This window comes from Mesorhizobium sp. M7A.F.Ca.US.002.01.1.1 (genome assembly GCF_004022955.1).
Lineage (GTDB): Bacteria > Pseudomonadota > Alphaproteobacteria > Rhizobiales > Rhizobiaceae > Mesorhizobium > Mesorhizobium ciceri.
Genome location: NZ_RZQE01000967.1, coordinates 1 through 868, shown reverse-complemented (window position 1 = coordinate 868; position 868 = coordinate 1). Strand labels below are relative to the sequence as shown.

The 868-nt window shown below is 60.3% G+C and carries 1 protein-coding gene and 1 pseudogene; both read right to left on the bottom strand.

Annotated elements, in window-relative coordinates; genetic code table 11:
* Positions 1 to 8: 8 nt before the first annotated feature.
* Positions 9 to 173, bottom strand: a pseudogene (locus tag EN932_RS37105) (biotin carboxylase N-terminal domain-containing protein); the annotation flags it as partial.
* Positions 174 to 336: 163 nt separating this feature from the next.
* A complete protein-coding gene (locus EN932_RS37100) occupies positions 337 to 711 on the bottom strand; it encodes a hypothetical protein (protein WP_164753856.1) in 375 nt (124 codons plus the stop codon).
* Positions 712 to 868 lie beyond the last annotated feature (157 nt).

The following is an 868-nucleotide window of genomic DNA, read 5'->3' as shown; positions in this document are numbered from 1 at the left end:
GGCTATCATGGCGAGGCGCCGATATGCACCGCCTCGTCGGCCATCTCGACATGCAGGGATTTTGCGTCGGCATCCGAATAGATGGCGACGGTACGCACGCCCAGCTTCCGAGCCGTACGGATGACACGGCAAGCGATCTCGCCGCGGTTGGCGATCAGGATCTTGGCGAACATGGAGCCTCCGCATGTAAGGTTCGAAGTCCATGGGAAGCATGGCGCTTGAACACCCCCCTCTGACCGGCAGGACAGAGGGGGGTGCTGTCCCGCGAGCCTTTTAAGCCCTCGGAGTAAACCTCTCCCTTACCAGGGAAGTGCTCTACCTTGCGGTCGGCTGTACCTACTTCGAGGCCGCGATCTCGCAACTGCCGCCGGTCGTGACTTTGTAGTGGCCGCGGGTGGACTGACAGGATTTCATCGCCAACTCTTCGGCCGTCTTTTGAGATGGTGCGTTGAGGTGGCCGCCGCAAACTATGTACGACGACATTATCCGTGCGTAGGGAGTGGTTGCGTACGCTGAATGGCCACCGGCCGCGACATAGGCCTTGTAGGCCTTGGTGCAGGGATCCTTGGGATTTCGCGGCAGGTACGGCGGGAACCGCTTGTCTCCCTCGCTTCCCGCCAGTGAGCCGGCCATGCCCGCGCCGCACGCCGCGATCGTCAGCAATCCGGCAAATATCGCCATGGCTGTTCGCTTGGAATTCGTGGATTTCATTTTGTCTTCCCCAAGGAGAAAAACCGGGCGCTTTCCGGTCTATTTGGACGCGGCGATGCTGCAGGCGCCGGCGACGGTAACCTTGTATTTGCTTTTGCTGGCCTGACAGGATTTCAGTGCCAGTTCCGCCGCCGCCTTTTGTGACGATGCATTCAGC

Bases quoted from the DNA above. Each gene is read 5' to 3' on its own strand.
- EN932_RS37100 (WP_164753856.1), bottom strand. From the start codon at position 711: ATGAAATCCACGAATTCCAAGCGAACAGCCATGGCGATATTTGCCGGA.